General features: G+C 54.3%; 21 protein-coding genes and 1 pseudogene. 5 read left to right on the plus strand and 17 right to left on the minus strand.

Features of this window, described 5'->3' with window-relative positions; translation table 11 throughout:
• Positions 1-88 precede the first annotated feature (88 nt).
• On the plus strand, positions 89-937 hold the full coding sequence (locus tag WFN75_RS07640; RefSeq protein WP_336995957.1) for a DMT family transporter: 849 nt from the start codon (positions 89-91) through the stop codon (positions 935-937).
• A 169-nt stretch (positions 938-1,106) separates the two neighbouring features.
• On the opposite strand, the gene hrpA is transcribed toward WFN75_RS07640, so the two are convergent.
• On the minus strand, positions 1,107-5,009 hold the full coding sequence (hrpA, locus tag WFN75_RS07645) for an ATP-dependent RNA helicase HrpA (protein ID WP_336995958.1): 3,903 nt from the start codon (positions 5,007-5,009) through the stop codon (positions 1,107-1,109).
• 204 nt (positions 5,010-5,213) lie between these two features.
• On the opposite strand from hrpA, the gene azoR reads away from it, so the two are divergent.
• The gene (azoR, locus tag WFN75_RS07650) at positions 5,214-5,819 is read left to right on the plus strand and encodes an FMN-dependent NADH-azoreductase (protein ID WP_040075472.1); all 606 of its coding nucleotides are present in this window, start codon (positions 5,214-5,216) and stop codon (positions 5,817-5,819) included.
• 48 nt (positions 5,820-5,867) lie between these two features.
• Here the strand turns inward: azoR and WFN75_RS07655 are convergent, their stop codons facing one another.
• Positions 5,868-6,140, minus strand: coding sequence for a hypothetical protein (locus WFN75_RS07655; RefSeq protein ID WP_040075470.1), 273 nt, complete (start codon positions 6,138-6,140; stop codon positions 5,868-5,870).
• Between the two features lie 126 nt (positions 6,141-6,266).
• A pseudogene (locus WFN75_RS07660) lies at positions 6,267-6,344 on the minus strand (DUF523 domain-containing protein); the annotation flags it as partial.
• 287 nt (positions 6,345-6,631) lie between these two features.
• On the opposite strand from WFN75_RS07660, the gene WFN75_RS07665 reads away from it, so the two are divergent.
• Positions 6,632-7,138 carry an AAA family ATPase gene (locus tag WFN75_RS07665; RefSeq protein ID WP_336995959.1) on the plus strand — a complete coding sequence of 169 codons (507 nt, stop codon included), beginning with the start codon at positions 6,632-6,634 and terminating at the stop codon, positions 7,136-7,138.
• An 83-nt stretch (positions 7,139-7,221) separates the two neighbouring features.
• On the opposite strand, the gene WFN75_RS07670 is transcribed toward WFN75_RS07665, so the two are convergent.
• On the minus strand, positions 7,222-8,229 hold the full coding sequence (locus WFN75_RS07670; RefSeq protein ID WP_336995960.1) for an alpha/beta fold hydrolase: 1,008 nt from the start codon (positions 8,227-8,229) through the stop codon (positions 7,222-7,224).
• A gap of 676 nt (positions 8,230-8,905) precedes the next feature.
• Between WFN75_RS07670 and WFN75_RS07675 the strand changes: the two genes are divergently transcribed.
• Positions 8,906-9,379: a hypothetical protein gene (locus WFN75_RS07675; protein WP_336995961.1), complete on the plus strand. Its 474-nt coding sequence runs from the start codon at positions 8,906-8,908 to the stop codon at positions 9,377-9,379.
• A 186-nt stretch (positions 9,380-9,565) separates the two neighbouring features.
• Here the strand turns inward: WFN75_RS07675 and asd are convergent, their stop codons facing one another.
• The 4 genes from asd to WFN75_RS07695 form a co-directional block, all read right to left on the minus strand.
• Positions 9,566-10,684, minus strand: a complete 1,119-nt coding sequence (gene asd / locus WFN75_RS07680) for an aspartate-semialdehyde dehydrogenase (protein ID WP_336995962.1) — start codon at positions 10,682-10,684, stop codon at positions 9,566-9,568.
• Between the two features lie 517 nt (positions 10,685-11,201).
• On the minus strand, positions 11,202-12,542 hold the full coding sequence (gene gudD, locus WFN75_RS07685; protein WP_336995963.1) for a glucarate dehydratase: 1,341 nt from the start codon (positions 12,540-12,542) through the stop codon (positions 11,202-11,204).
• A 105-nt stretch (positions 12,543-12,647) separates the two neighbouring features.
• The gene (locus WFN75_RS07690) at positions 12,648-13,997 is read right to left on the minus strand and encodes an MFS transporter (RefSeq protein WP_046885298.1); all 1,350 of its coding nucleotides are present in this window, start codon (positions 13,995-13,997) and stop codon (positions 12,648-12,650) included.
• Positions 13,998-14,043: 46 nt separating this feature from the next.
• Positions 14,044-15,021 (minus strand): 2-hydroxyacid dehydrogenase, encoded by a 978-nt coding sequence (locus tag WFN75_RS07695; RefSeq protein ID WP_336995964.1) that lies wholly within the window; start codon positions 15,019-15,021, stop codon positions 14,044-14,046.
• 68 nt (positions 15,022-15,089) lie between these two features.
• Between WFN75_RS07695 and WFN75_RS07700 the strand changes: the two genes are divergently transcribed.
• Positions 15,090-15,986, plus strand: coding sequence for a LysR family transcriptional regulator (locus WFN75_RS07700; RefSeq protein ID WP_212475850.1), 897 nt, complete (start codon positions 15,090-15,092; stop codon positions 15,984-15,986).
• A gap of 22 nt (positions 15,987-16,008) precedes the next feature.
• On the opposite strand, the gene ccmI is transcribed toward WFN75_RS07700, so the two are convergent.
• From ccmI to ccmA, 9 genes are read right to left on the minus strand one after another with little or no spacing between them, the layout of a single operon-like run.
• Positions 16,009-16,863: a c-type cytochrome biogenesis protein CcmI gene (ccmI, locus tag WFN75_RS07705; protein WP_336995965.1), complete on the minus strand. Its 855-nt coding sequence runs from the start codon at positions 16,861-16,863 to the stop codon at positions 16,009-16,011.
• Complete coding sequence (locus WFN75_RS07710; RefSeq protein ID WP_336995966.1) at positions 16,860-17,318, minus strand: cytochrome c-type biogenesis protein; 459 nt, start codon at positions 17,316-17,318, stop codon at positions 16,860-16,862. The genes ccmI and WFN75_RS07710 overlap by 4 nt, the downstream gene beginning before the upstream one ends.
• A complete protein-coding gene (locus tag WFN75_RS07715) occupies positions 17,315-17,872 on the minus strand; it encodes a DsbE family thiol:disulfide interchange protein (protein WP_263617076.1) in 558 nt (185 codons plus the stop codon). Before WFN75_RS07715 ends, WFN75_RS07710 begins: the two co-directional genes overlap by 4 nt.
• A complete protein-coding gene (locus tag WFN75_RS07720) occupies positions 17,869-19,821 on the minus strand; it encodes a heme lyase CcmF/NrfE family subunit (RefSeq protein WP_336995967.1) in 1,953 nt (650 codons plus the stop codon). The genes WFN75_RS07715 and WFN75_RS07720 overlap by 4 nt, the downstream gene beginning before the upstream one ends.
• The gene (gene ccmE / locus WFN75_RS07725) at positions 19,818-20,276 is read right to left on the minus strand and encodes a cytochrome c maturation protein CcmE (RefSeq protein ID WP_212475841.1); all 459 of its coding nucleotides are present in this window, start codon (positions 20,274-20,276) and stop codon (positions 19,818-19,820) included. The genes WFN75_RS07720 and ccmE overlap by 4 nt, the downstream gene beginning before the upstream one ends.
• On the minus strand, positions 20,260-20,487 hold the full coding sequence (gene ccmD, locus WFN75_RS07730) for a heme exporter protein CcmD (RefSeq protein ID WP_046885290.1): 228 nt from the start codon (positions 20,485-20,487) through the stop codon (positions 20,260-20,262). The genes ccmE and ccmD overlap by 17 nt, the downstream gene beginning before the upstream one ends.
• Positions 20,484-21,218 (minus strand): heme ABC transporter permease, encoded by a 735-nt coding sequence (locus tag WFN75_RS07735; RefSeq protein ID WP_336996233.1) that lies wholly within the window; start codon positions 21,216-21,218, stop codon positions 20,484-20,486. Before WFN75_RS07735 ends, ccmD begins: the two co-directional genes overlap by 4 nt.
• A 46-nt stretch (positions 21,219-21,264) precedes the next feature.
• Complete coding sequence (gene ccmB / locus WFN75_RS07740; protein WP_336996234.1) at positions 21,265-21,918, minus strand: heme exporter protein CcmB; 654 nt, start codon at positions 21,916-21,918, stop codon at positions 21,265-21,267.
• Positions 21,918-22,541, minus strand: coding sequence for a cytochrome c biogenesis heme-transporting ATPase CcmA (ccmA, locus tag WFN75_RS07745; RefSeq protein WP_336995968.1), 624 nt, complete (start codon positions 22,539-22,541; stop codon positions 21,918-21,920). Before ccmA ends, ccmB begins: the two co-directional genes overlap by 1 nt.
• Positions 22,542-22,622: the final 81 nt, after the last annotated feature.

Raw genomic sequence — 22,622 nt, forward strand, 5'->3', positions numbered from 1 at the left:
CGAGGTGACGAAGTCCGGCGCGGAACGGTATCGACTCGCTGGCTAAGCATTTCTGCGCAGACCAAAAACCTGTCCCGAGCGAAGAATAATGAAAAAGATTGTGCTGGTTCTCTTTGTATTGGCCGCCTTTGCGGCCAACTCGGTGCTCTGTCGTATCGCCTTAAAACAGGGCTACGCCGACCCCGAAACCTTTAGCCTGCTGAGATTAATCGAGGGGGCAGCCGCGTTGTCTCTCTGGCATGGTGTTCTGGGAAGAGTCAAAGAGATCCGCTGGAACATCACCGATGCACTACTGCTGTGCGCCTACGTATTATTTTTCTCCATCGCCTATGTCCGGCTCAATACGGCCACCGGCGCATTGCTGCTATTTGGCGCGGTGCAGGTCTGCATGATCGGCTGGAGCCTGTTAAAAGGGGAAAAACTTAGCCGTTTCAAATCTGTCGGGATCGTGATTGCCGTCGGCGGGCTTATTATGCTGCTGCTTCCTGGCGCTACCGCCCCTCCCCTTATTCCGGCCTTGACGATGGTCGTTTCAGGTATGGCCTGGGGGGCATACTCTGTGCGCGGGAAAAATATCACCTCTGCGGCCGGGAGTACGGCGGGCAATTTTATCCTCAGCGTGCCCATCGTTTTGATTCTTAGCCTGTTTCGACAGCAACCCGCTCATATCGAGAGCCACGGTGTTTTCCTTGCGCTGCTCTCAGGGGCCCTGGCGTCGGGTATCGCCTATGTACTCTGGTATCAGCTGGTGGCCCGCCTCTCTTCTGTCACCGCCAGCACCCTGCAGTTAAGCGTCCCATGCCTTGCGGCACTCGGCGGCGTGCTGTTTCTGGGGGAAGTGCCGGACGGGCGCCTCTTACTCTGCACCCTGATCGTGCTGGCAGGCATCGCCATGGTGATCGCGTCCGATCAAAAAACGCGTAGCAGCGTCGATTAACAAAAAAGGAGCCGCTATGTCAGCCGGGGATTTATCAAGGATGGGCAGCGCTGTTTAACGACCAAACGCCCCTCTTCCTGACTGGCTGAATAGCGTCGTTGAGATGCTCTGATAATGCAGCGCACAAGAAAGCGAAAAAGGGCGAAATGCCCTTTTTCGCTTCGCATGCTTAAGGTGTGATTTGCTCCATCGCCTGTAGGATACGCTTATCGGATATGGGATAAGGCGTGCCTAATTGCTGGGCGAAGAAGCTGACGCGCAGCTCTTCAATCATCCAGCGGATCGCCTGCACGTCTTCATCATCGCGGCGCGCTGGCGGCAGCTTGTTCAGCCACTGTTGCCACGCCTGCTGCACGCTCTCCACTTTCAGCATCTGGGCGCGATCCCGGTGCGGATCGACGGCCAGCTTCTCCAGGCGCTTTTCAATCGCATTGAGGTACCGCAGCGTGTCGCCCAGGCGCTTAAAGCCGTTGCCGGTAACGAAGCCACGATACACCAGCCCTGCCATTTGCGCTTTCACGTCAGACAAGCCCAGCGCCATGGTCATATCCACGCGACCCTTCAGCCGTTTGTTGATATTAAAGACCGCGGTGAGGATCTGCTCGACCTGTTTCGCGATCTCTACCACGGTGTCGTTCAGCTCTGCGCGTACTTTTTCGTGCAATTTCGCAAAGCCCTCTTCGCTCCAGACCGGGCCGCCCGCTTCGTCGATAAGCTTATCCACACCACAGGCGATACAGTCATCGATCAGGTCCAGCACTTTGCCGTAGGGGTTGAAGTAGAGCCCCAGCTTGGCCTTGTTAGGCAATTTCTCGTGCAAGTACTTGATAGGCGACGGAATGTTCAGCAACAGCAAGCGACGCAGCCCGCGCCACATCTGCTGTTGCTGTTCCTGCGGATTATCAAACAGCTTGATGGCCACGCTGTCACGCTCATCCACCAGCGCCGGCCAGGCTTTTACCTTGTAGTTACCGCGTTTCTGCTCGTAGCTTTCCGGAAGCTGACCAAAGCTCCAGATATGCAGCCCGCTCTGCTCAATACCGTCGTCGGCCACCGCAGAGAGCGTCTCCTGGACCTTGCCTTTCAGCGCCTCTTTCAGCGCCGTCAGGGAGCGACCTTCCTGCAGCTTTTTGTTTTTGTCGTCGACCACGCGGAAGCTGATTTTCAGGTGATCGGGCACCTGATCCCAGTTCCAATCGTCCCGGTCGATGGTGGTACCGGTCATGCGGCGGAATTCACGCTCCATGGCATCCAGCAGCGGCAGCTCCAGCGGCGTGACGCGGCCTAAAAACGCCTCGGCGTAGTTTGGCGCGGGCACAAAATTACGCCGTACCGGTTTTGGCAGCGATTTGATCAAGGCAATCACCAGCTCGCGGCGCAGGCCAGGGATTTGCCACTCAAACCCGCTCTCTTCCACCTGGTTTAACAGCGGCAGCGGAATGTGGACGGTGACACCATCCGCATCCGTGCCCGGTTCGAACTGGTAGGTGAGACGCAGTTTGAGATTGCCCTGATGCCAGAAGTTCGGGTAATCGAGCTTGCTGACCGACTCCGCCCCCTCTTTGATCAACATGCTCTTCTCAAAGTTGAGCAGGTCCGGCGTCTCTTTACTCGCCTTCTTCCACCAGCTGTCGAAGTGGCGGGCAGAGATCACGTCGTGGCTGATGCGCTGGTCGTAAAACTCAAACAGCGCCTCGTCGTCCACCAGAATGTCGCGGCGACGCGATTTATGCTCCAGCTCTTCCACTTCGGCGCGCAGCTTCAGGTTCTCGCGGAAGAACGCATGGCGCGTCTGCCAGTCGCCTTCCACCAGCGCATGACGGATGAACAGCTCGCGGCTGAGGGCCGGGTCAATCTGGCTGTAGTTCACCTTACGTGCAGCGACAATCGGCAGGCCGTAGACGGTGACCTTTTCGGTTGCCATCACCGCCCCCTGCGCCCGCTCCCAGTGCGGCTCACTGTAGGAGCGTTTCAGCAGGTGCTGAGCGACTGGCTCAACCCATTCCGGGTCGATGCGTGCCGCGATGCGCCCCCACAGGCGGCTGGTTTCGACCAGTTCTGCCACCATGGTCCATTTCGGCGGTTTCTTGAATAAACCAGAACCCGGGAAGATGGAGAAACGCGCATTGCGTGCACCGGTAAATTCTTGCTTATCCGCATCCTTCATCCCGATGTGGGACAGTAGCCCGGTCAGCAGCGCAATGTGAATCTCACGGTACTCCGCCGGCTCGCTGTTCACAGGAATGCCCAGCTCTTTCACCACCTGACGCAACTGGGTATAGATATCCTGCCACTCGCGCACGCGCAGATAGTTGAGGAAATCCACCCGGCACTGGCGGCGGAACTGGTTCGAGGAGAGCGCTTTTTGCTGCTCACCCAGGTAGTTCCACAGGTTCACGAAGGCGAGGAAATCGGACTCTTTATCGTGGAAGCGGCGATGTTTTTCGTCGGACGCCTGCTGCTTATCCATTGGGCGTTCGCGCGGATCCTGAATCGACAGCGCCGAGGTGATAATCATCGCCTCACGCACGCAGCCATGTTTTTGCGCTTCCAGCACCATACGCGCCAGACGCGGGTCGACCGGCAGTTGGCTGAGCTGGCGGCCCAGCGGCGTCAGTTTATAGGCGGTTGCCTGCTCATCGGTGGTAATGGCGCCGAGCTCTTCCAGCAGGCGCACGCCATCCTGGATGTTGCGTTTATCCGGCGCTTCAACGAACGGAAACGCGGCGATATCGCCCAGCCCCAGCGCGGTCATCTGCAGAATAACGGACGCCAGGTTGGTGCGCAGAATTTCCGGGTCGGTAAACTCCGGGCGCGAGAGGAAATCGTCTTCCGAATAGAGACGAATACAGATCCCTTCCGACACACGGCCGCAGCGGCCCTTACGCTGGTTGGCCGACGCCTGGGAGACCGGCTCAATCGGCAGACGCTGCACTTTGGTGCGGTAGCTGTAGCGGCTGATGCGCGCCGTACCCGGATCGATAACGTATTTAATGCCCGGCACGGTGAGCGAGGTTTCCGCCACGTTGGTAGCCAGCACGATGCGGCGCCCGCTGTGCGACTGAAACACGCGGTTTTGCTCGCTGTTCGACAGGCGGGCATACAGGGGCAGAATCTCGGTATGGCGCAGGTCGCGCTTGCTCAGCGCATCGGCGGTGTCGCGGATTTCGCGCTCGCCGCTCATAAAGATCAGGATATCGCCCGCGCTTTCGTTACCCAGTTCGTCAACGGCGTCGAAAATCGCCTGCAGCTGGTCGCGTTCGGTATCGTCTGCCTCTTCAACAATGGGACGATAGCGTACTTCGACCGGATAAGTGCGGCCCGACACTTCGATGATGGGCGCGTTGTTAAAATGCTTAGAGAAGCGCTCCGGGTCGATGGTCGCGGAGGTAATAATGATTTTGAGATCCGGACGACGCGGCAGCAACTCTTTCAGGTAGCCGAGCAGGAAGTCAATGTTCAGGCTACGCTCGTGGGCTTCATCGATAATGATGGTGTCGTACTGCATCAGCAGGCGGTCCTGCTGGATCTCCGCCAGCAGGATACCGTCGGTCATCAGTTTGACCATGGTGTTATCGCTGACGTGATCGCTAAAGCGCACCTTATAACCGATGCAGCCGGCGGGCTCCGTTTGCAGCTCTTCGGCAATACGGTTCGCCACGGTACGCGCCGCCAGACGGCGCGGCTGGGTGTGGCCTATCAGCCCTTTTACCCCGCGCCCCAGCTCCATGCAGATTTTGGGCAACTGGGTGGTTTTACCGGAGCCCGTCTCCCCCGCCACGATCACCACCTGGTGGTCGCGTACGGCCTCGAGAATGTCCTGTTTCTTCTGGCTGACCGGCAGATTTTCCGGATAGGTGATGGCCGGACGCGCGGCTTCGCGCAGCACGACCTTCCCGGCCGCCTGTTCAATCTCTTTCGCCATCTCCTGATAGATGGCCTGTTGTGCATCAGGATTTTTAACCTTTTTCACACCGTGCAGGCGTCGCGCAAAGCGCTGCTTGTCGCGCAGCGTTAAAGCGTCGAGCTGCTGCTGGAGCATCGGGAAGGTCAATTTCTGTTGTTCTGTCATAGCGTTAAGGGGCAGTGCACTGCCGGATAAAATCTCATTTTAATGATTGTTATAGAGTACCACACCGAGGCATTACGCGCCTTATTCAAAAAATTCGAACATAGGCTTCGATATATTGCGCTATCCCTATGGCAGGATTGTGAATAGAGTGTCATCAAGCAACGGGGTTACCCCCCTTCAATCAAACAAAAACAGGAATCACCCATGAGTAAAGTATTAGTTTTGAAATCCAGTATTCTGGCAGGGTACTCTCAGTCTGGTCAGCTTTCTGATTACTTCGTTGAACAGTGGCGTGAACAGCACACCGCTGACGAAATCACCGTGCGTGACCTGGCTGCAAACCCGATCCCTGTGCTGGATGGCGAACTGGTGGGCGCACTGCGTCCGAGCGATGCCCCTCTGACGCCACGTCAGCAGGAAGCGCTGGCGCTGTCTGATGAACTGATTGCTGAACTGCAGGCGCACGATGTTATCGTGATTAACGCCCCAATGTATAACTTCAACATCCCAACCCAGCTGAAGAACTACTTCGATCTGGTGGCGCGTGCTGGCGTAACCTTCCGTTATACCGAGAGCGGCCCGGAAGGTCTGGTGAAAGGTAAACGTGCGATCGTGCTGACCAGCCGCGGCGGTATTCACAAAGATACCCCAACCGACCTGGTTGCTCCGTACCTGACCGTGTTCCTGGGCTTTATCGGTATCACCGACGTGAACTTCGTGTTCGCTGAAGGTATCGCTTACGGTCCGGAAGTGGCGACCAAAGCGCAGAATGACGCCAAAGCGGCAATCGACGGCTTTGTCGCAGCCTAAGTTTCTCCCCTCTCACCGCCCGGTGGGGGGGGTTCTTTTCTGCCTGATTTACTTCAGACCCTCTGATAACCACGCGATAACAAAGCACACGAGCGCCACAAGCGAGACGACGACGGGCCATGTCATAAAAGCATGCACTGTCATCTCTTCTTCTTTTTTAATATCCGCCAGACGGGCAAGCGCCCTCTTCTCATCCCGCGCATTGACCTCTTCAAACAGTTTTTGATATCCCTGCTGCTTTAATTGCGTCGCGCCCTGAAGATCGCTTTTTGGCAATGCTTTAACGGTATTCCCTTTTCTGAAAAAGAAAAACTCAGGCATCTCTGTTCCTTTATTGCAAAGCTGCGTGACCTTCAACATTACGGGGGGCGGCGTACTATTTCCATCATTTTCAGGCGAGCAACAGCTACCGCTGCCCTGGTAGGTTTCAGCACACGATTTGAACTGAGGGCTTCCGTCAGTTAACAACGCAGCATGACAGCCCGATTCCTGAGCCGCTTGTAGAGCTAACCAGGCGGCAAGTTGAGTGACGATTTTGCTTTAGCCGTTCCGTTATAACGAACATGGAACCTTATCAGGGTCCGCAGAATGTAATTGAATAATGTCAGCTTAGAGTGAACCACCCACGTTATGTGTATAAATGAAAAAAATCTGTTTTCCCCTTCAAGCTCTGTTAACTTGAATGAATATGAAAACACACTCCGCTCTATTCCATTCAATTATTATCACCTGTCTGACTCAGGTGGGATAAAGTTCGCCATTTTCCCGCCGGTAAGGCGGGCCTTACCGGAAATTAACCAGTGAGGTAAACAATGGACACCGCTACAGTAACTCCATCAGAACAACCTACTTTGCATCTGTTATGTGGAAAAATTGCATCAGGTAAATCCACACTGTCAGCAAAGCTGGGAGCCTCACCCGGCAACGTCGTTGTCAGTGAGGATCATTGGCTGGCTGCTCTCTTTGCTAAAGAAATGCACTCCATATCTGATTATGTCCAGTATTCCTCAAGGCTGAAAAATGCTATGAAGCCTCATCTGGTATCACTCCTCAAAGCAGGGTTATCGGTTGTTCTGGATTTTCCGGCAAACACACAAGCTAATCGTGAATGGATGATGCACATCATTAAGGAGTCAGGTGCCAGGCATAAGCTGCACTATCTGAACGTATCAGATGAGGTATGTAAATCCCGCTTACGCGTGCGTAATACGGAAGGCGGGCATGAATTTTCGGCTACAGATCAACAATTTGAAACTATAACGCGTTATTTTTCAGAGCCAACGGCAGATGAAGGTTTTGATATTGTTGAATATCACTAAATTTATTTTTCAACTAATAAGCCGCCCACTGGCGGCTTATTAGTTTTCCCTCTTTTTAGATCACATACGGTATTAAAGCGCACTTAACTTCCGGTTTGTGATACTGCATCCTCGGCATCGCCCAATGTGGAGGCAAAAGCCAGGATAAGCTCATTCACTTTTTCAGGCCGTTCTTGCTGTATCCAGTGCCCCGCGCCTTCAATGATGACCGAATCACGCAGGCGCGGAACGAGCCCTGGCATATCGGCGATGATTTGATCCATACCGGGCATCGCAAGCCCGACATCGCGAGACCCAACGGCAAACAGCGCTGGTATTTCGATTCGCATACCTTGCAGACTGGCCTGTAGTTGCCAGTTGCGATCCAAATTTCGGTAATAATTCAGGCCGCCACGAAAACCACTGCGTGTAAACGAGGTAACGTACGACTGAAAATCACTTGTCGAGAGCCATTCGGGCAGACTGCCTGGCTCGGGAAGGTCTTCCAGCATTCCACGCGCAGGCGTGATCATGCCAAAAGGATTTGGGGTGCCGTCTCCCGGCAGGCGTTCACCTGCCTCCCCCGACGCAGCATGGTATATCTTGCGCAACGACGTCGTCACGTCTTGTTCTAACTCCTTCTCAGCGACCCCTGGCTCCTGAAAATACAGCGTATAGAACAGCGCGTCGGCCGTGCGTGGAAAAATCTGCGTTGGGGACATGGGCGGGCTCGCCATCATTGGCACTCCAAATGCGACAACGCCACTGACACGATCTGGCCGCATGAGTGCTATCTGCCATGCGATGGTAGCGCCCCAATCGTTACCGACAATAACGGCACGTTTAATCGAGAGCGCATCCATTAAGCCAATCAGGTCACCTACAATATGAAACAATGTGTACTCGTCCGTCGCGAGATGCGTGGATGAATCACCGTAACCACGCATGTCAGGCGCAATGGCGCGGTAGCCTGCCGCTGCCATTGCTGGGATCTGGTTATGCCATGAATGCGACGTCTCTGGAAAACCATGACAAAACAGTACAACCGGCCCTTCACCTGCTTCGAGATACGAAAGTGTTATTCCGTTCACATTGACTGATTTGCGCTGCATGACATTCTCCCGAGTTAATAAAGTGTTCAGGGGCTTTGTAAGCGTACAAGTAGCATACACGTGGTATTACAGATTCCGCCAATGCACGAAGCAGACCGTTTGAAGAGACGGGGGGACTGCTAAAAGCGAAACGCGGACATTCAGGTTTTTATCTGCCCACGTTCAGCCACCCTGGCCATCGTATCCATGGTCAGGTAGCCGTTTGTCAGTCCCTGCGAAAACGCGGCCGGCGCCGACGAACAGGGCAAAATCATGAAACCCAGGATAACAATGTCTCTGATACGAAATGTGTTCATTTTTATGACAATGAGATAGTTGTTCATAACCAGCCAGTATTGCCCTGATTTGCAGAGAATAGTGGCCGGGCTGCAACGACCTGTTCCAGGGCAATGTTTAGTACACTCTCCGCTCCTTGCACAAAGCGGAAATCAAAAGCAAGCGAAGACACCCCTACAACTCAAGACAGGCAGTGCGCAGCCCCTGCTTGCGCCATGGCTGCTCTCTCGTGCCGTTCATCTATACTGACTATTGCAGCGATGGTTGGCCTACCCGTGCTCAACAGAAAACGCTTAAATCAGGCGATCGTATCGATGCGTTAATCAAACAGGGGCTCCCTGGTCTACACACTCATCAGGCTTCAAAATTGAAAAGCGTCTATTTCTCCGGGAGATAATTAATGAAAGTCACTGAGTTTGTCTATTCTGCCTTAATCGGCATTGTTGCTAGCTGCCGTTCCATGACGCCGATGGCATCTATCGCTGCAGCACGCATTGCCGGGCGCAACACGTCGGGCCGTCTTTTACTGCTGGATCGTCCGCTATTCAAATTCGGCGCGTTAGCGATGGGTATAGGTGAACTCTTTGGCGACAAGATGAAGTCAGCGCCAGACCGCACCGTGTTTTTGGGCTTGTCAGCACGCGTAGCGAGTGCCGGGATTGCAGGCGCCGCATTGGCACCCCGCGGAAAAGAGAAAACCGGCGCAGCCGTCGCGATTTCTGCCGCTGTGCCACTTGCGTATGCCACCCTTGCGGCACGTAAAAAGGCCATCGCCGGGATGGGGCAGACCAGAAGTGGTCTGATTGAAGATACGCTCATCGTTGCTCTCGGAGCCGCGGTGGTCTTCATGGCAACGCGCCCAAATCGCCATTAAACACCCTCCTGCTTCAAAGGATGAGATCGGCAAGTCATCATGAAGCTGTCGGTTATCGATTCTGGCAAAAGCGGATGATGAGGTGAGCCATTTATGCTCATCAAATTTGCGGCGGAGCAGACTATAACGCGACGCCACACAACAATAGCACCTACCGGGTAGGTGCTTTGGTCTTAATAAAATGAATCAAACTCTGCCAAGCAGAATATTTAACATGCGGCGCAAAGGTTCGGCCGCGCCCCACAAGAGCTGATCACCTACCGTGAAAACCGAATAAATCGGGTCATTGTTTAGCGACATTTTCTTGTAACGGCCAATGCCCACCTGGAGCGAACCGCTGATATAAGCAGGTGTCAATTTGCTGACACTCTCCTCCTTGTTATTAGGCACATAGTTAACCCAGGGATGAGCATGCGCCACTAAATCTGCAAATTCCGCTTCGCTAACTTCTCGCTTGAGCTTCAGGGTTATGGCAGCACTGTGGCAGCGGATCACGCCGACCCGTATACACAAACCGTTTACCGGGATCGTTCCGGGAGACAGGCCAAGGATTTTGTTCGTTTCTGCCTCACCCTTCCACTCTTCACGGCTGTTGCCATCGCCTAAATCGCTATCAATCCATGGAATGATGCTACCCATTAGAGGCGCGCCGAAGTTCTGGGTCGGCATTTCAGCGCTATTAATCAGTTCACTGACCTTATTGACCAACGGAAGTACTGAACCTGAGGATGCCAGTTCATCGGCGGACAAATGGCTGCTTATGTAGGCGCATTGCGTGATTAATTCCCGTACATACTGAGCTCCGGCACCCGATGCGGACTGATAGGTCATCACGCTCATCCATTCAATGAGATCTGCCTTTATCAGCCCGGCGAGCCCCATCAGACTAAGCGTGATCGAACAATTGCCACCGACAAAGAGCTTGATACCTTCTTTGACGGCACGATCGATATGGGTGCGATTCACGGGATCGAGAATAATGCAGGCTCTTTTATCCATCCGCAGCGCTGAGGCCGCATCAATCCAGTAGCCCTCCCAACCATGAGCCATCAAGGCCTGGTAAACCGCTTTAGTATAATCGCCGCCCTGACACGTTATGATGATGTCCATTTCCGCAAGCGCATCAATGGAGTACGCATCTTTAAGCGTATAGCTTATGCCGTCAATGACAGGTCCCACAGCCCCTACGCTGGAGGTACTGTAAAAATGCGCAGAAATGTCCTTAAAATCATTTTCTTCCAGCATCCGCTGCAGCAAAACAGAACCGACCATTCCTCGCCAACCCACAATGCCAACTTGCTTCATATGCTTAACCTCAACAACGTTATGAGAATGTTAATTATTTTCGAAGCTCGTTATATCTCATCCCTAAATAAAGGTCATTACGAAGTGCATGGGATCAGGTGATTATTAAAATGTTTCATAAGGCATCAGCTTTTTTTATCCCTCTCACAGATGAAATACCTTATTAACTCTATGATATTGATGAGTATTATGTTAGAGCCATCTTAAAAATAGATGCAATTAAAGGAGAGAATACGCATTACTAACGTAGAAGAAGAGGCTCCCTTATGTCCGCTTTTGGCACGCAGCGGAGATCCGGGCATCTAGCCCAGGAATACGCCCAGGCTTTGAAAACCTGGGAATTGATAGCGTTTCAACGGGTATGGAAATCATCGACACCCTGGCGAGCGTAAACCCTGCCGGGGTGCCGAATCTTGCAGTAACAGGAAGATGTGTCTCATCGTCTGGTCGGTAATAAAAGAACCATGACCGGATCAATAAGTCAGATTCAGGGACCGGAATCGTCTCTGTTTGAAGATTAACGCACCATACACGGGCGTTTGTTATTAAACGTCCAGTCGGGGATCAGAAACTGCATACCCATAGCGTCATTCCGCGCGCCGAGACCGTGTTTTTGATAGAGCTCATTGGCTTTGATTACCTGATCCATATCCAGCTCTATCCCCAGGCCCGGGGCTGTGGGCACTTGTACCATGCCCCCTTTAATTTCAAACGGCTCTTTGGTCAGGCGCTGGTTGCCTTCCTGCCAGATCCAGTGTGTATCAATGGCCGTAATGTTTCCCGGTGCGGCGGCGGCCACGTGGGTGAACATGGCAAGCGAGATATCAAAGTGGTTGTTAGAGTGCGAGCCCCAGGTAAGACCGAAGTCATGACACATCTGCGCCACGCGCACCGAGCCCTGCATAGTCCAGAAGTGCGGATCCGCCAGCGGTATATCTACGGATTGCAGCGAAAGGGTATGGCTCATCTGACGCCAGTCGGTGGCGATCATATTGGTCGCGGTTTGCAGGCCGGTGGCACGTCGAAACTCCGCCATGACTTCACGCCCGGAATAGCCCTGCTCTGCGCCACATGGATCTTCCGCATAGGCCAGGGTGTCTTTCAGGTATTTACCAATGCTAATAGCTTCATCCAGTGACCATGCGCCGTTCGGATCCAGCGTCACGCGGGCCTGTGGGAAGCGTTTTGCCAACGCCACAATTGTCTCTGCTTCTTCTTCACCCGCAAGAACACCCCCTTTGAGTTTAAAATCGTTGAAGCCGTATTTTTCATACGCTGCTTCCGCCAGTCGTACGACCGTTTGTGGCGTCATGGCTTCATCGTGGCGTAATCTGTACCAGTCGCAAGCATCGTCTGGCTGACTCTGATAAGGCAGCGGCGTACGCTTGCGATCGCCAACAAAGAAAAGATACCCCAGCATTTCCACTTCGTTGCGCTGCTGACCCTCACCTAACAGCGACGCGACGTTAACCCCCAGGTGTTGGCCTAACAAATCCAGCAATGCCGCCTCCATCGCCGTTACAACATGGATAGCGGTGCGCAGGTCAAATGTCTGCAAACCACGGCCATCTGCATCAAGGCCAGAAAAATGACTGCGCGCAGCCTTCAGCACATTTTTATATTCACCTATGCTCTTGCCTATCACCAGCGTAGCCGCCTCTTCCAGGGTCTGACGGATCTTTTCGCCACCCGGAACTTCGCCCACGCCAGCATGACCAGAGTTATCTTTAATAATGACGATGTTCCGCGTGAAGAATGGCGCATGAGCGCCACTCAGGTTCATCAGCATACTGTCATGGCCCGCTACGGGGATGACTTTCATTTCGGTCACTACAGGCGTTGAATTAAAGATATTCATAATAATTTCCTTTCGGGTACAGACTAAACCGCGCTTAATATGCGCTCGATGTCAGCATTGAAATTATTCTGCGCTATTATCGGTAGCGCAGCGAGGGGCCAACAATTAAGACGTTGATACCTGAACGCGTTCAAATTGACGCGCCACAATTAGATAGCTGATCACCGCCAAAATACCGTGCGCAGCAACAAACCAGAGCGCGTTATTGAAAGATCCCGTTACTGCAACGACATAGCCGATAACAACAGGCGTTATAATACCGGCAATATTTCCGATACCGTTAAATACCCCGCCACACAAACCAATCATATTTTTGGGTGCGATATCAGATAATACGGCCCATCCAACGGCGGCAAAGCCTTTACCGAAGAACGCCATTGCCATCAGAAAAATAACGGCACTATTGGCATCGACAAAATTGGCGAACACCAGCATTGTTGAAAGCATCATCCCGATAATAAATGGAATCTTACGCGCTCTGGAGGGATGGACGCCTCTGGCAATGAGCCTGTCGGAGAGAAAACCGCCCAAAATACCGCCACTGAAACCACAAATTGCCGGTAAAGCGGCCACCCATCCAGCCTCCATGATGGTCATGCCGCGACCCTGAATTAAATACACCGGGAACCATGTGATAAAGAAATAGGTCAAGGCGGTGATACAATATTGTCCAAGATAAACAGCCCATAAATTACGATGCATAAAGAGTTGCTTCGCTTCCTGCCAGGTCACCCCTTTTTTGCCTTTTCCACGCTCGGCATCCAAATCAATCAGGGCCCCGCCTGATTTCATAAACGCCTTCTCCTCGTCGCTCAGGCGCGGATCCTTATGCGGTTCCTGATAAAAGATGAACCAGTAGACTGCCAGGACGAAGCCAACGCCCCCCATCCACAGAAAAACGTGTTCCCATCCCCACGCATGCGTCAGCCAGGCCATAATAGGGGCGAATACAACCACAGCCATATATTGACCCGAGTTGAACAATGCAGAGGCGAGCCCACGTTCACTTGTTGGAAACCAGCTTGAAACGATACGTGAATTAGCCGGAAACGCAGGCGATTCTACCAATCCGAGCATGAATCTCATGATGAAAAGCGTCATGGCGGCGGCTGCCCCTGTCATTCCCATCCAGCCGACAGTGCCCTGTAGCGCCGTAAAAAGTGACCATAACACCAGACTTGTGCCATAAACCCGTTTAGCACCGAAGCGGTCCAGCAACCACCCTCCAGGAATCTGCCCCAGCGCATACGCCCATGCAAATGCTGAAAAAATCATACCCAGCATGAGAGGATCCAACTGAAGCGCTTTTACCACTGACGTACCGGCAATCGACATCGTGGCACGATCGGCATAATTGATTACGGTGATAATAAAAATCAGCCCTAATACCCGGTAACGGTAACGCGGAACGCTGTACGTTACCGCCCCGGTGAGATCAGCGTCTTTACTTGTCATGATGGCTCTCTTTTATATAGATGTAGGGAAAGAGGTGGACATGAACTTAAACCTGATGCGGTGGTTGCTTACCGTTAAAGCAGGCAGCCAGGTTTTCCAGCACGATCTCGCCCATTGCAATACGGGTCTGTAAGGTGGCGCTGGCCCGATGTGGCTGCAAAGTGACATTTTTTAAAGCTAAAAAACCCTCAGGAACATGAGGTTCGTGAGCGAAAACATCCAGTCCTGCGCCGGCGATACGCCCTTGCGTGAGAGCGGCAAGCAGTGCGTCTTCATCCACCAGCTTGCCGCGGGCAATATTGATGAAATAACCGTCCCGGCCTAACGCATCAAGAACCGCATCGGTGATAATGAGTTGCCCGCCGTCTGCAGATGCGGCCAGTATAAGAACATCAGCGTCGCGCGCGAGCTGATTGATATCACTTATAAAACGGTACGCGAGGTCGGGGACAGGATTATTGCTGTTATAAAGGACCGTCATATTAAAGGCCTCAGCCCGGCGGGCAATCGCCTGCCCTACTCGCCCCATACCGACGATCCCCAGGGTTATGCCGGTGACTTTTCTGGCAAGAGGCAGGTTGGTCTGTGGCCACAGACCGTTTCGGACGACCTGCTCCGCTTCTCCCATCTGACGCAGCGTGGAAATCAGTAAACCAAAGGCCATATCCGCTACGTCGTCCGTGAGTACGCCCGGCGTGGTCGTCACGCTGATGCCCCGCTGCGCAGCATAATTCAAGTCCACCGCATCCGTGCCAATGCCGCTAATGGCGACAATTTTAAGCTGCGGCAGCTTTTCCATCATGTTGCGGGACAATCCTTTTGCGCCACCGGTGATGACACCAGAAATGTACGGCCCGACCTGCTCCAGCAGCGATTCAGGGTCAGCGTCCAGGTATAAACGGTGAACAATATAATCCCGGGTGAGAACCCTGTCGGTTTCCTCAGGAACAGGCTGTGTCAGGAGAATATGAGGAGGGTCGATGTAGTCTGTCATGAAATATCTCTTTGTGAGGTGAATTAACATTGAGCATGAACAGACCAGTAATACCTGTATAATATAAATACGGCATACTTTAATTCAAAAATTAAATCATGGATCTTCACCAGCTTCGCTGCTTTGTAGTACTCGCGGAAGAATTGCATTTTGGGCGCGCTGCCAGGCGTCTTAACATGACGCAACCCCCTTTTAGCCGACAGATACAGCTGTTAGAAAAAAGCCTGGGAGGCGCGCTTTTTGAACGTGACAACCGTCACGTCAGACTGACATTTCTTGGCGAACAATTGTTGGGAAGAGCGAATCAGCTTTTGCAGCAGGCTGAGCAATTCACGTTTACTGCGCAATCATGTTTGAATGGCGAAAGTGGGACCTTATCTATTGGATTTACAGCAGTTTTCTCGTGGGCATTTATCCCTGCATTGCTCAAGAATTTACATGCCGCGTTGCCTGGACTGAATATTCAGCTGCACGAGAATGTGTCTAACAAACAAATCATCGCGATTGAAAATGAGTCTATTGATGTGGGATTTGTGCGCAAAGTCCCACTAAATCCTTCACTTGACTACCTCCCATTAAAAAGTGAAGCACTGGTGGGCGCTTTCCATATCGATCATGAGCTGGCCAGAAAACGTAAAATTCAGCTCAGCGCTTTTGCCGGACAGCCCTTCTTTTTGTACAGCCCGGATGAGGCGCGTTATTTTTTTGACCGCATCACCGATCTTTTCGCGTTCCATAACATCGTGCCAGATTATAAGTATCAACTGGCGCAGACTCACACCATACTCGGACTGGTAAACGCAGGTTTAGGTTGTGCCATTGTTCCGGCGTCAGCCAGAACGCTGGGCTTTCCGAACGTGACTTATATGGCTCTGGATGACGTGGATATACAGGCACATAATTTTTTGGTGTATTCGCGTGTGAATACCAATCCAGTTCTGCCCGTTTTTTTACGATTGCTCACGCAATGGATTGGGGATGAAAGCCTTGGGTAAATCCTGCCCCGCTCCCCCTTTGCTAGCGATCTGGACCACTTGCCATGTGCCTGTGTGCTTCATCTATGTTCAGCTGAATCGACTTGCGCAGAGGCGAGTCTGCGGGTAAGACGTTCAATACGCGCTGCCAGAGTTCAGCAGCATGTGAGTATCTTTCCTGCCGCCACGCGCTCAAAGCCTGTAATTCCAGCAACGCCGGGCTTGAAGGCTGTGATTTGAGCATATCCTCCGTAAGCAACTCTCCCTGGCGCACCTGCTCCCGATCCCCCAGACGGATCAAGACGCTGGCATAGTCGAAGGCTATTTTTCTGTCCTCTGGCGAGAGTTGATAGGCGCGCTCAAATGCACCTTTCGCCGTTGCCGCATCGTTCAATACCATGCCAAGCCGTCCAAGCATCTGCCAGCCGGCAATAAAATCGGCGTGTGTTTGTAAATGCGCACGCAACCCCATGCTGAGCGTTGCCATTTCTGACAGGCTAAGAGGTTTTGCGTCAGCAGTTTCAGCCCGCTGGTACAGCGCCGGAAACTGGCGTTCAGCTTGCTCCAGCTGGCTAACCTGCTGGATACCGCTGGTCTTCATAAATATACCCGTGCTCAGAATCACCAGCCCCAACACGCCGGGCAGCAGCCATCCACGGCTTAGCGGACGCGAGGCATGGACGTTTTGCGACGGGATATCGGCCAGCAGGTTACGCTGAAGCTCCACCATCAGTTCGTCGCGACCGCTTGCCTCGCGCTCCAGTTCCTCCAACCGCGACTGGTAAAAGATTCTGTTGAGAGTATTACGATCTACTTCCCCGTTAGCCTGCCAGGGAAAACAGAAAACGACCAACGCCGCGACCAGTATCGCGACGGCCAGTACCCAAAAAAGCGTCATTGTTCCGATCCTTTTTTCAGTAATTCATTCAGCCGTGCACGTTCATCGTCGCTCAGCCTTTCGTATCCCGCCTCCCGCCGCCGGACGCGCAGCACCAGAAATGCGATGCCCGCGAGGATAAACAGCCCTGGTACCAGCCAGAGCGGCAGAGTACTGGCAGTGACCGGTGGCCGATAGCTGACAAAATTGCCATAGCGGGAAACCATGTAAGCGGTAATTTGCGAGGGAGATTGCCCCTGCTGCAACAGTTCAAAGACTTTTTGCCGCATATCCGCGGCAATCATCGCGTCAGAATCTGCAATACTCGTGTTCTGGCATTTGGGGCAGCGCAGTCCTGAGGTGATATCGCGGAATTGCTGCTCCTGCGTCTCGTTTCGGAAATGCCACGCTTCTATTGCCGCCTGCGCGTGGCCTACCAGCAACAGGCACATCAGCGCCATTGCCAGGTGCCTCATGATGTTGCCTCCTGCGAATATTTTTTCCACAAAGGCTGTAACTGCTCGCGCCAGACTTTTTCATTTAGCTCTCCGGCATGACGCCAGCGGATAATGCCGTGCCCATCAATTAAAAATGTCTCCGGTGCGCCATAGACGCCAAGATCAAGGCCAAGCATGCCACTACCGTCGAAGAGGCTTAGGGCATAGGGGTTGCCGAGGCTGTCCAGCCAGTTTACTGCCTTCTGGCGATCGTCTTTATAGTTCATACCGACGATGCGTACACCTTGCTCCGCCAGCCCTTTGAGATACTGATGCTCGGCCCGGCAGGTCGGACACCAGGTGGCCCAGACATTTAGCAATAGCGGCTTACCGCTTATCAAAACAGAGCGGTCATAGATTTTTCCAGGATTTGTCAGCGACTCCAGGCGAAACGCAGGCGCTGGTTTACCCACCAGTGCCGATTCAAGCGCAGTGGGGTCTTCGCCGTCGGCATTGCGCATCAACTGCCAGAAAAGCAGCGCAAACAGCATTAAAAAAAGAGCCAACGGGATAAAAAGTAACTTTCGTTTCATGAGGACTCCTGCAACTTCTTACGCATCCGGTAGCGCGGGTCGAGCATGCAGCATAACCCGCCGAGCGCCATCAGCACCCCGCCGTACCAGATCCAGCGAACAAAGGGTTTGTAGTAAAGGCGCAGCGCCCAGCTGCCGTCATCCATCTCTTCGCCCAGCGCGGCGTAGAGATCGCGTGTCAGCCCACCGTCGATCGCCGCTTCGGTCATCATTGTCCGGCTGGCGGGATAAAATCGCTTCTGGGCATGCAGCATGGCTTCAGGCTTGCCGTCGCGCGTTACCCTGATGATCCCTTCGCCACCGCTCCAGTTTGGGCCAATGGCATCACGCACGCCTTCAAAGACAAAGTGGTAGTGATGAATATCGAGGCTGTCGCCCGTCTTCATTCTTACATCCCGCTCCAGGCTGAAGTTCTGGCTAAAGGCGATGCCGGTCACCGTCACCGCGACGCCAACGTGACCAAGCACCATCCCCCACTGACTACGCGACAGTGAGCGCAGCCCGCGCCAGAAGCCATGCCGGTGGGTGGCTCGCTCATGGAGTTCGAGCAGAGCGAAGATAAATACCCAAATCGCCATCATCAGGCCGATAAAGGACATGGCCGTGATACTGTCCTGCAGCAGCCACGGCAGCACCGCGGACAACAAAAGCGTCAGCAGAAGCGAGAACATCAGGCGTTTGATCTGCCGCCCCGCATTATCCCGCCGCCAGCGAATCAGCGGCCCCAGCCCAAGCAGCAGCGCAAAAGGCGCCATCAGCAGAGTGAACATGGTGTTGAAAAAGGGCTCGCCGACGGAGATGCTGCCAAGCCCAAGCGCTTTATGCGCAAGCGGCAGCAGAGTCCCCAGCAGCACCACCAGCATGGCGGCGATCAGGAAAATATTATTGCCCAGTAAAAAGCTTTCCCGCGACCATAGACTATGTTCCACACGGGCTTTAACCTGCCCGCCTTTGATCGCGTAAAGGATCAGTGAACCGCCAATCGCCAGGCTCAACAGCAGAAGAATAAAGATCCCGCGGGAGGGATCGGAGGCAAATGAGTGCACCGAAACCAGAACGCCGGAACGAACCAGAAACGTTCCCAACAGGCTGAGGGAGAAGGCGACTATAGCCAACAGCACCGTCCATGAGCGGAAGCTGCCGCGTTTTTCCGTAACCGCCAGCGAGTGCATAAGCGCCGTTGCGGCAAGCCATGGCATAAACGAGGCATTTTCAACCGGATCCCAGAACCACCAGCCGCCCCATCCCAGTTCGTAATAGGCCCATGCGGAACCCAGAACGATACCCAGGGTAAGGAACATCCACGCGGCCTGCGTCCAGGGGCGCGACCAGCGCGCCCACGCGGTATCCAGCCGTCCTGCCAGCAGGGAGGCAATGGCAAAGGCGTAGGCGACGGACAAACCCACGTAGCCCATATAGAGAATCGGCGGATGGAAAATCATGCCAATGTCCTGCAACAGGGGATTGAGATCGCGCCCATCAACAGGATAGTTCGGCAGCCCCAGGGCAAAGGGATTGGAGGTAAAGAGCAGGAAAAGTAAGAAACCTGCGGCAATCATGCCCATAACGGCCAGCACCCGCGCCACGGCATCAAGAGGCATACGTCGGCTAAAGAGCGCCACCGCAAACATCCAGCCGCTTAACAACAGCACCCACAATAGTAACGATCCCTCGTGGCCGCCCCAGGTGGCAGCAACCCGGTACCAGACCGGCAGTGCGCTGTTGGAATTGTCTGCCACGTAGCGCACGGTAAAATCGTTTCCGACAAAGGCACAGACCAGCAGCAGAAACGCCCCCAAAATAGCGGCAAAGAGCGCCCAGGCCAGAGGTCTGGCAAGCGCCATCAGCCGCGCATCCTGCCTGACGGCGCCCCACATAGGGTAGATACTCAGCAGCAAGGCCAGCCCCGCAGCCAGCGAAAGGAGGTAATTTCCCAGGAGCGGCATCATGGCTGTGCCTCCTTTTGCGCGGCGTGCATTGCGTTTTTCACTTCAGGGGGGGTGTAATTTTCATCATGCTTCGCCAGCACCTGCCGGGCGGTAATATGTCGGCTGTTATCCAGCACGCCCTGGGCGACCACGCCCTGCCCTTCGCGGAACAGATCCGGCAATATGCCTCTGTAACTCACCTCAATAACGCCGCGCGCGTCATACAGTTTAAAGCGCACATCAAGGGTGTGCTTATCGCGGATCACGCTACCCGGCTGGACGTAGCCCCCGATACGCAGACGCTGACCCACGTGCGGTTTCGCCAGGGACTCGGTTTTGCCGTAGATAATCTCTCCCGGCGTATAGAAGAGATCGATGTTAGAACTGAGGGCATAAAGCGTCAGGCTGATGGTTAGCCCAAGGCCGCCAAGCACCGCCAGCACAATATAGAGGCGAGTTTTACGACGCGTTTGCATCAGCACTCTCCTTTTTAAGACGGGCGGCGGCCATACGCAACTCGCGTGCCTGCTGACGCCGCACCTCCCTGAACAGTACCCGGCGCTGCCAGATTGTATGCAGCGTCAGCATGCCCAGCGCGGCCAGTGACACGGCGCAGGCAAGCCAAACATAAAAGGCGTAACCGCCCATCGCCAGGAATGCGGCAAATGAAGAGAACGCTGGCGTCATTGGGTAGCTCCTTTGATCAGCGCGACCACCCAGGGGCGTTTGCGTTCCTGACGCAGGATCAGATTACGCAGGCGCATCAGAGTCAGGGTAGCCGCCAGGCTCATAACACCGAAGATACAGATGCGCAGCGGCATTCGCATTGAGGGATCGATGGTCTGCTGCATATTGGTAGACCCCTGATGAAGGGTATTCCACCAATAGACTGAATAGTGGATGACGGGCAGATTAACGACCCCGACCAGAACCAGAATCGCCGTTGCACGCCCGGCGAGGCGGCGATCGTCAAAGGCGTGCCATAGCGCGATAATTCCGGCATAAAGGAACAGCAGCACCAATTCCGAGGTCAGCCTGGCATCCCAGATCCACCAGGTACCCCACATCGGTTTTCCCCATGCCGAGCCACTGATCAGCGCGATAAAGGTAAACACCGCACCCACCGGTGCCATAGCGCTAATCGCGAGTTCGGCCATTTTGAGTTGCCAGACAAGGCTGGCGAAAGCCGCCACCGCCATCGCGAAATAGAGACCCATCGACCACATTGCGGCCGGTACGTGCAGATACATAATCCGGTAGCTTTCGCCCTGCTGATAATCGGCTGGCGCATAGACGAAGCCCCAAACCAGCCCAACCGCCAGCAGTAGCGTGCTCAACGCCGCCAGCCAGGGAATAAGCTGGCCGCACAGTCCGTACAGACGCTCGGGTATCGCCAGCTGATGTAACCATTTCCACATAAACTTGCTCACACTCTTCTTACAGCAGCGCCAGAAGGCGCGGAAATTATTGAACCGTTAACCGCAGCGCGGCGGCCGTTGCGAAGGGGCACAGGGTGGCGCTGGCCGTCAGGAAAGCCCCCAGAATCGCCATGTATCCGGCAACCGGTAGCCCCTGAGCGGCAGCCTGCACCGCCGCCGTGCCAAAAATAAGTACCGGCACCGCCAGCGGCAGTACCAGCAGGCTCAGCAATACCCCGCCACGCTTAAGGCCCACCGTCAGCCCGACGCCGATCGCCCCAAGAAAGCTCAGCGTCGGCGTGCCCAGCAGCAGGGTTAACGCCAGCACGACCGCATCATGAATGTTCATCCCCAGCAGCAGCGCGGCCAGCGGCGACACGATCATCAGCGGTAATCCGGTCATCAACCAGTGGGCAATAATTTTAACCAGCACCACGGCAACCAGCGGCGTCGGCAGCAGTAGCATCTGCTCCAGCGAACCATCCAGCCAGTCGTCGCGGAACATCCGATCCATCACCAGCAAGGCCGCCAGCAGCGCTCCAACCCATACCACTCCCGGCGCGATCTGCGCCAGCATTTGCGGATCGGTGCCCACGCCAAACGGGAACAGCGTAATGACGATTAAAAAGAACCAAAGCGGATTGAGGATCTCAGCGCCGTTGCGCCAGGCCAGCCGCAGCTCGCGTATCAGTAAGGGCATCACGGCACTACCTCCGCGTCATCTGCCAGCCGTATTACTCTTTGTGGACAGCGCAGCGTCCGCAGGGGCTGGTGTGTCGTCAGGATAACGCTCCCACCCGTCAGGACATGCTCTTCAAGCCGGCGGGTTAATACCTCAATCGCCGAAGCATCAAGCGCGGTAAAAGGTTCATCGAGGATCCAGAGGCTGGCGGACGTGAGCCACAGGCGCGTCAGGGCGACCCGACGCTGTTGCCCGGCCGAAAGCTGTCCCAGGGGAATATCTTCATAGCCAGCCAGGCCGACTTCGGCCAGCGCCGCCGCACGCTCATGCTGCGAGAGGCGAGGAAAAAAGAAGCCAAGATTTTCATCGGCGGTTAGCGCCTGCTTGATGCCCGGCTTGTGGCCGAGCCATAACAGCTGGCGATGATAGGCATCCCGCACCCGGGTTATGGGCTGACCGTCCCAGAAAACCCCTCCGCTTTCTGGCCGTGCGAGGCCGCAGAGGATACGCAGCAGCGTGGTTTTTCCCGCTCCATTCTCCCCGGCAATCTGAACGAATTCGCCCTTTTTCAGCCGGAGAGAAAATGCATGAAACAGCACTCTGTCATCAAAGCTAAAAGCGAGAGAATCTGCTTCGATCATAGTATTTTTGTATTCCTGAAAAGATCAAAACTGAAGCGCACACCCGATCGGAACAGACTGAAGTTATCTGCTGCGATCGGG

It is taken from the genome of Leclercia sp. UBA7405 (genome assembly GCF_037152215.1).
GTDB lineage: Bacteria > Pseudomonadota > Gammaproteobacteria > Enterobacterales > Enterobacteriaceae > Enterobacter > Enterobacter pneumoniae.

What these genes read in the sequence shown, in the direction of transcription:
- WFN75_RS07640 (WP_336995957.1), top strand. Translation starts at nt 89, where the DNA reads ATGAAAAAGATTGTGCTGGTTCTCTTTGTATTGGCCGCCTTTGCGGCC.
- hrpA (WP_336995958.1), bottom strand. Translation starts at nt 5,009, where the DNA reads ATGACAGAACAACAGAAATTGACCTTCCCGATGCTCCAGCAGCAGCTC.
- azoR (WP_040075472.1), top strand. Translation starts at nt 5,214, where the DNA reads ATGAGTAAAGTATTAGTTTTGAAATCCAGTATTCTGGCAGGGTACTCT.
- WFN75_RS07655 (WP_040075470.1), bottom strand. Translation starts at nt 6,140, where the DNA reads ATGCCTGAGTTTTTCTTTTTCAGAAAAGGGAATACCGTTAAAGCATTG.
- WFN75_RS07665 (WP_336995959.1), top strand. Translation starts at nt 6,632, where the DNA reads ATGGACACCGCTACAGTAACTCCATCAGAACAACCTACTTTGCATCTG.
- WFN75_RS07670 (WP_336995960.1), bottom strand. Translation starts at nt 8,229, where the DNA reads ATGCAGCGCAAATCAGTCAATGTGAACGGAATAACACTTTCGTATCTC.
- WFN75_RS07675 (WP_336995961.1), top strand. Translation starts at nt 8,906, where the DNA reads ATGAAAGTCACTGAGTTTGTCTATTCTGCCTTAATCGGCATTGTTGCT.
- asd (WP_336995962.1), bottom strand. Translation starts at nt 10,684, where the DNA reads ATGAAGCAAGTTGGCATTGTGGGTTGGCGAGGAATGGTCGGTTCTGTT.
- gudD (WP_336995963.1), bottom strand. Translation starts at nt 12,542, where the DNA reads ATGAATATCTTTAATTCAACGCCTGTAGTGACCGAAATGAAAGTCATC.
- WFN75_RS07690 (WP_046885298.1), bottom strand. Translation starts at nt 13,997, where the DNA reads ATGACAAGTAAAGACGCTGATCTCACCGGGGCGGTAACGTACAGCGTT.
- WFN75_RS07695 (WP_336995964.1), bottom strand. Translation starts at nt 15,021, where the DNA reads ATGTTAATTCACCTCACAAAGAGATATTTCATGACAGACTACATCGAC.
- WFN75_RS07700 (WP_212475850.1), top strand. Translation starts at nt 15,090, where the DNA reads ATGGATCTTCACCAGCTTCGCTGCTTTGTAGTACTCGCGGAAGAATTG.
- ccmI (WP_336995965.1), bottom strand. Translation starts at nt 16,863, where the DNA reads ATGACGCTTTTTTGGGTACTGGCCGTCGCGATACTGGTCGCGGCGTTG.
- WFN75_RS07710 (WP_336995966.1), bottom strand. Translation starts at nt 17,318, where the DNA reads ATGAGGCACCTGGCAATGGCGCTGATGTGCCTGTTGCTGGTAGGCCAC.
- WFN75_RS07715 (WP_263617076.1), bottom strand. Translation starts at nt 17,872, where the DNA reads ATGAAACGAAAGTTACTTTTTATCCCGTTGGCTCTTTTTTTAATGCTG.
- WFN75_RS07720 (WP_336995967.1), bottom strand. Translation starts at nt 19,821, where the DNA reads ATGATGCCGCTCCTGGGAAATTACCTCCTTTCGCTGGCTGCGGGGCTG.
- ccmE (WP_212475841.1), bottom strand. Translation starts at nt 20,276, where the DNA reads ATGCAAACGCGTCGTAAAACTCGCCTCTATATTGTGCTGGCGGTGCTT.
- ccmD (WP_046885290.1), bottom strand. Translation starts at nt 20,487, where the DNA reads ATGACGCCAGCGTTCTCTTCATTTGCCGCATTCCTGGCGATGGGCGGT.
- WFN75_RS07735 (WP_336996233.1), bottom strand. Translation starts at nt 21,218, where the DNA reads ATGTGGAAATGGTTACATCAGCTGGCGATACCCGAGCGTCTGTACGGA.
- ccmB (WP_336996234.1), bottom strand. Translation starts at nt 21,918, where the DNA reads ATGCCCTTACTGATACGCGAGCTGCGGCTGGCCTGGCGCAACGGCGCT.
- ccmA (WP_336995968.1), bottom strand. Translation starts at nt 22,541, where the DNA reads ATGATCGAAGCAGATTCTCTCGCTTTTAGCTTTGATGACAGAGTGCTG.